Origin of the sequence: Sphingobium sp. DC-2 (genome assembly GCF_000722555.1) — a bacterium.
Taxonomy (GTDB): domain Bacteria; phylum Pseudomonadota; class Alphaproteobacteria; order Sphingomonadales; family Sphingomonadaceae; genus Sphingobium; species Sphingobium quisquiliarum.
Genome location: NZ_JNAC01000103.1, coordinates 1 through 6,016 on the forward strand (window position 1 = coordinate 1; position 6,016 = coordinate 6,016).

General features: G+C 61.9%; 7 protein-coding genes. All 7 read right to left on the bottom strand.

The window, feature by feature from the left end:
- On the bottom strand, positions 1–393 hold a 393-nt coding region (locus ET21_RS0118755), incomplete at its 3' end, for an SDR family NAD(P)-dependent oxidoreductase (RefSeq protein ID WP_156029292.1).
- A 57-nt stretch (positions 394–450) separates the two neighbouring features.
- On the bottom strand, positions 451–975 hold the full coding sequence (locus ET21_RS0118760) for a gamma carbonic anhydrase family protein (RefSeq protein ID WP_030540862.1): 525 nt from the start codon (positions 973–975) through the stop codon (positions 451–453).
- Positions 976–1,020: 45 nt separating this feature from the next.
- Positions 1,021–1,449 carry a heme-binding protein gene (locus ET21_RS0118765; RefSeq protein WP_030540863.1) on the bottom strand — a complete coding sequence of 143 codons (429 nt, stop codon included), beginning with the start codon at positions 1,447–1,449 and terminating at the stop codon, positions 1,021–1,023.
- The gene (glcF, locus tag ET21_RS0118770) at positions 1,446–2,750 is read right to left on the bottom strand and encodes a glycolate oxidase subunit GlcF (RefSeq protein ID WP_030540864.1); all 1,305 of its coding nucleotides are present in this window, start codon (positions 2,748–2,750) and stop codon (positions 1,446–1,448) included. The genes ET21_RS0118765 and glcF overlap by 4 nt, the downstream gene beginning before the upstream one ends.
- A gap of 1 nt (position 2,751) precedes the next feature.
- A complete protein-coding gene (locus ET21_RS0118775) occupies positions 2,752–3,909 on the bottom strand; it encodes an FAD-binding protein (protein WP_030540865.1) in 1,158 nt (385 codons plus the stop codon).
- Position 3,910: 1 nt separating this feature from the next.
- The gene (locus ET21_RS0118780) at positions 3,911–5,407 is read right to left on the bottom strand and encodes an FAD-linked oxidase C-terminal domain-containing protein (RefSeq protein ID WP_030540866.1); all 1,497 of its coding nucleotides are present in this window, start codon (positions 5,405–5,407) and stop codon (positions 3,911–3,913) included.
- Positions 5,408–5,597: 190 nt separating this feature from the next.
- Positions 5,598–6,016, bottom strand: a 419-nt coding sequence (locus ET21_RS0118785; RefSeq protein WP_030540867.1) for a tyrosine-protein phosphatase, incomplete at its 5' end; no start/stop codon positions are given.

Here is a 6,016-nt window from a genome sequence, read left to right on the forward strand (position 1 = left end):
AGAGCGACAGCCTACCTCTGACTGCCGCCAATCTTTGCAACAGAGCCGGCCCTTCACATTGGTGGAGAACACCGTATCGAAATCTTCCTCGGTCGTGCTTTCCAACGTGTATCCGCGAGCGATTCCGGCATTGTTGACGAGAATATCCAATTTTCCACAGGCGTCGGCGAGTTGCCGGACGTCCGCGGCATTGCGCAGGTCGGCCTGTACGATTCGCGCCTTGCCGCCGGAGGCCGTGACGAGACGGACCGTCTCTTCCGCACGTTCCCGCCCGCTTCCATAATGAACCATAACCTCCGCACCCGCAGCAGCAAGATGCACGGCGATGGCGCGGCCAATGCCGCCCGAAGCGCCGGTGACCAGCGCGGCTTTTCCTTGAAGATTTCCTGCCATGAAAAATATCCTATACTAACATACAACCCGCGCAGCACCCGGCCATAAGCGGCGGGATTAACGGGCTGGCCTTAGGCCGTTGGCGAACCTTGTGGACTTCGCGGCATATTCTTCCGCCGATGTCTCAAGAGCGTTGCTTTCGTCCGGCGTCAGGGCGCGTACCAGTTTCGCTGGAACGCCGACGATCAAGCTGTTGGGAGGGAATGACTTGCCCTCGGTCACGAGCGCTCCTGCACCGATCAGGCTGCCCTCGCCGATGACGGCGTTGTTCAGCACGACGGCGCCCATTCCTACCAGCACGTTATCCCCGACTGTACAGCCGTGGAGGATGGCATGGTGCCCGATCGTGACTCCGTCCCCCACCTTGAGCGGAGCATGCGGGTCGGAATGCAGCATGGCGCCTTCCTGGACATTGGTTCTGTCCCCGATCTCGATTTTCCCGTTATCGGCGCGAACGACCGCGCCGAACCAGATGCTTGACCGCTTCCCGATGACAGCATCACCGACGACGTCCGCACTGGGCGCTATCCATGCGTCCTCGCTGATCGTGGGGCGGGCTTCTTCGAACTCGTAAATGGGCATGAGATTATCCTTACAGCCGAATGCGCGTTTCCATCGGTCCGAATATCAAGCTTGAGCGGTCAAGCCCGCCGCCGCGATGCCGGCCAGCGCGCATGCTTCGTCATTGTCGCTCGTATCGCCCGTCACGCCCACCGCGCCGATCACCGCCCCATCAGGACCGACGAGGATGACGCCGCCCGCTGCCGGAATGATGGCGTGCGGAGCGGACGCCGCGAACGCGTCGATGAACCATGGCCGCTCGATCGCCATGTCGCCAACCTTGCGAGAAGAAACCCCCAGGGCAAGCGCGCCCGCAGCCTTGCCTTGGGCGATCTGGAGCCGGCCGAAAGAAGCCTGATCCTGCCGCTGGAACGCGATCAGATGGCCGCCGGCATCGACGACCGCGACGCTGAGCGGCTTCAATTTGAGTTCCGCACCCTTTTCGAGCGCTGCGGATATGACGTGATTGGCGCGTTCCAAAGTGAGTTGGCTCATAGTTTTTCCCTGTGCTTCCTGATTGCGGGTGGGATTGGGCCGCCGGTGGCCCAATCCAGCAGTTCGACCGTGTGCACGACCGGTACATCCATCCGCTGGCCAATCTGCATGGCGCACCCGATGTTCCCGGTCGCCACCACGTCTGCGGAAAGGCTGGCAAGGGCGGCCGCCTTCCGGTCTCCCAGTTGCCCCGCGATGTCGGGTTGCAGGATGTTGTAAGTACCTGCCGACCCGCAGCAAAGATGCGCTTCCGCCGGCAAGCGGACCTTGTATCCGGCTTTCGTAAGCAGGGCGCGCGGCGCGTCCGTTATCTTCTGGCCATGCTGCAACGAGCAGGCGGGATGATAGGCCACGTCCATTCCGTTGGCCTGGACAGGCGGCAAGGGAATGTCGGCCAGAAATTCGGTGATGTCCTTTGCCAGTGAGGCCACATGTGCAGCCTTTTCCGCATAGTCCGGATCGTCACGAAGCAGGAACCCATAATCTTTGACTGTCGTGCCGCACCCGGATGTGGTGATGATGATCGCATCGAGGCCACCCTCCTCGATTTCCCTGATCCAGGCGTCGATGTTACGCCGCGCGCTGGCACGCGCCTCGGCCTCCCGACCCATATGATGCACCAGGGCGCCGCAACATGCCTCGCCCTTCGCGAACAGCACATCGAAACCTGCGCGATTGAGGATACGCACCGTCGCGGCGCGAAATTCGGGGCGAAGCACCGGTTCGGCGCATCCGGCCATGAGAGCCACCCTGCCCTTCGATCCGGCGGTGGTGGAATTGTCCGCGGTCGCTTTGGACGGCAGATGACGGGGCGCCATCCTCAGCATGGCGGACAAGGACTTCAACCCGGGCCAGGACGGTATGAACCGCATCGCCGGACGCGCATATCGCGCCAGCCTCAGCGCCAGCCGCATGCGCCCGGGGTGAGGCAGGATGTTCGACAGCATCCAGCGGAAAAATCGGTCAGCCGGCGGCCGCTTGTAGCGCGCCGCAATATATGTGCGCGCATGGTCGACCAGGTGCATATAGTTCACGCCCGATGGGCAGGTCGTCATGCAGGAGAGACAGGACAGGCAGCGATCGATGTGCTTGACGACCTCAGGCGATGGATCCCGGTCGTTCTCCAGCATATCCTTCATAAGGTAGATGCGGCCGCGCGGGCTGTCCAACTCATCTCCCAACAGCACATAGGTCGGGCAGGTCGCCGTGCAAAAGCCGCAATGCACGCATTTGCGGATGATGCGCTCGGACGACGCCATGGCGGGATCGGCCAGCTGTTCAGGGGCGAACCTTGTCTGCATGTCAGAAACGTCCCGTTTCAAATAAGCCCAGGGGATCGAAGGCGCGACGCACGCGCCCTTCCAATGCGGCGAGTGCGGGCTCGGAAGGATGAAATGTGGGGGTTTCCGCACGCATCCGTTCCGACGCGCGCAGCAGCATCGCATGGCCGCCATTGCGCTGCGCCGCATCGCGCACGGCCTCCGCCGCACCATCGAGAGCGATCCAGACCAGGCCACCGGCCCAGTCAGCGACCCAGGATGCGCCCCGCGGCAGAAGCGCGGAGAGGAGGGGTTGGAGGGCTCGCGGCGGTATGTTGATGCGCCACACGGTCCGGTCGCCCGGTAGATAACGCAAATCCCGGATCCCGGCCCAGAATGCGTCCGCTTCCGGCCCGCTCATGTCCAACAGCGGCGCTGAGGGCCCGAGCGTCCGAGCCAGTATCGAGGATCTCGCCCGCACCGAAGGCCCAAATCCCTCCAGCCGAATGGCCGTGATCGACCTTCCGCCGTAAAGGTCGGCGGGCACATGAGCGACTGCCGCAACGGCGGCCTGAGATCCCATCGCCGTCGCCATGATCGTCGAAAGGTCAGCCCCGTCAACACCTTCGACGACATGCGTCAAACTGGTTTCCGGTCGCGGCAACACCTTCAGGGTCAGTTCGGTCATTGCGAACAGACGACCCCAGCTGCCAGCGGCAAGCTTGGGGAGATCATAGCCGGTGACGTTCTTGACCACCTTGGCGCCAGCGACAAATATTTCGCCCCGGCCGGAAACGGCCCGCAGACCCAGGAGGTGATCGCGCGCGCCGCCAGCTGAAACCCGGCGGGAGCCTGCGACACCGGCCGCCACGACCCCCCCAATGGTGGCGCGCCCGCCCAACGGGAAAAGACCGCTGTGATCAAATGGTTCGAAGGCGAGCATCTGCCCCTGGCTCTCGACCAGCGCCTCGACCTCCGCCAGCGCGGTCCCCGGCCTGACGGTGAGGACCAGTTCCGCCGGATCATAGTCGATGACGCCGGCAATGTTCTGCATCGACAGTATCTGCGCTTCGACGGAACGGCCGATGCAGCTTTTGGTCCCTCCGCCCTCGATCGAGAGCTGGCTCTCGCGCGCCGCTGCGTCGGCAACCATCGCCATCGCTTCGGCTTCGTCGCCGGGCTTCAACAGGTCGTTGGTCATATCAGAACCGCGGGAGGTCCGGATGCGGCACTTGACCGCGATGCACGTGCATTCTTCCCAACTCGGCACAACGGTGCAACTGAGGGAATACCTTTCCCGGGTTAAGCAACATTTCGGGATCGAAAGCGCATTTGACGCGCTGCTGTTGCTTCAGGTCCGTGTCGGAGAACATTTCCGGCATCAAGTCGCGCTTTTCCACGCCAACACCATGCTCCCCTGTCAGCACCCCGCCAACTTCGACGCACAGCCGCAATATGTCGTTGCCGAACGCCTCCGCTTTCTCCAGTTCGCCAGGGATGTTGGCGTCATAAAGGATGAGCGGGTGAAGATTGCCGTCGCCCGCATGAAACACATTGGCCACGCCCAGGCCGTAGGCTTCGGACAGTTCATCCATGCGCCGCAGGACTTCGGGCAAGCGTCGGCGCGGAATGGTGCCGTCCATGCAATAATAGTCAGGCGCCAATCGACCAACCGCCGGGAAGGCAGCCTTGCGCCCTGCCCAGAATGCCGCCCGTTCCGCATCATTCTGCGAAGTACGCACGGACACCGCTCCGTTTTCGCCGGCGATGCGTTCGACCGCATGCAGAAGATGGTCACATTCGGCGGAGGGACCATCGAGTTCCACGATCAGGAGCGCCTCGACGTCGAGCGGGTATCCGGCTCCGACAAAGGCTTCGGCCGCATGGATGGCCTTGCGGTCCATCATTTCCATGCCCGCCGGAATGATGCCAGCCGCGATAACGTCGGCTACGCACTGGCCAGCACCGTCGACCGTCGCAAAGCCGATCAGCAAAGCGCGCGCGGTCTGCGGCGTGGGCAGGATGCGCACCGTCACTTCGGTCAGGACGCCCAGCAGCCCCTCCGATCCGACGATGACGCCCATCAGGTCAAGGCCTGCCGTTTCAAGAAACCGCCCACCGATCCGGATGACTTCGCCGTTCATGAGCACAAGTTCGCAGCCGACGACATTGTTCGTTGTAAGTCCATATTTCAGGCAGTGAACACCACCCGAATTTTCAGCGACATTGCCGCCGATGGAACAGGCGATCTGGCTGGACGGATCGGGCGCATAGTAGAAGCCCCGGTCTTCAACCGCGCGCGTAATAGCCAGATTGGTGACGCCGGGCTGCGCGACGACCAACCGATCCTCATAGTCGATCTCCACGATCCGGTTGAACTTCGAAAGACCCAGTAATACTCCGTCCGCCAGTGGTAGAGCGCCACCCGAAAGGGACGTGCCCGAGCCACGCGGCACGACCTTGATCTGATGGGCATGACACCAGGACAATATACGAGATACCTGTTCGGTCGTTTCGGGCAGCACCACGACAAGGGGCGTCTGGCGATAGGCCGTCAGACCATCCGACTCGAATGGACGCAGCCCGTCCTCATCGGAAATAACGCCCTCGCCCGGGACGATAGCGCGCATCGCGGCGATGATGTCAGCGCGACGGGAAAGCGTTTGCGGATCGGCCGCCGGCATTTTCAACAGGGTCACGATTCGCTCCAGAAGTTAGCTTACCATCACCATACGATCAGTTACTATTCGATAGTAGATGCCAATAATTTTACAGACCATTTCGTCGGAGGAAAGAATGGAATTTGCTCGCACATGAAGCAAGCTGCTGTCAGGGGCCGGTGCGCCTGCCGATTGGGGATACCCGTCGCGCCGCAAAGCACCTGTCTAATCAATCCAGCAACAGCGCTCTGATCGTAGCGATCTCAGCCGATGAAATGCCCAATCGCCCAGTCAGATAGCCTTCGATCCCGCCATGGCGCGTTTCCAGAATACTGAAGGTCCTCTGCAGATATTCCGGTTCCGCGCGAAGCAGTGGATAGGCGACTTCCGGTTGTTCCGCGACCCAGCGGCTATATTCCGGCTCCTGCTCCAATATACCGGCCAGTTCGCCGATCGAATCATTGGTCAGCATATAGTCGGCGATCACCTCTTCCATGGGCACGCCGAGTGCCGAAAGGATAATCGCCGCCGCGACACCGGTTCGGTCCTTGCCGGCCGAGCAGTTGAAAACCAGCGGAACCTTGCCGGCCGCCAATTGGCGGGCTCTGTTGCAAAAATCGTGAAGCTTGAGCATGCTTGGCGGAGATT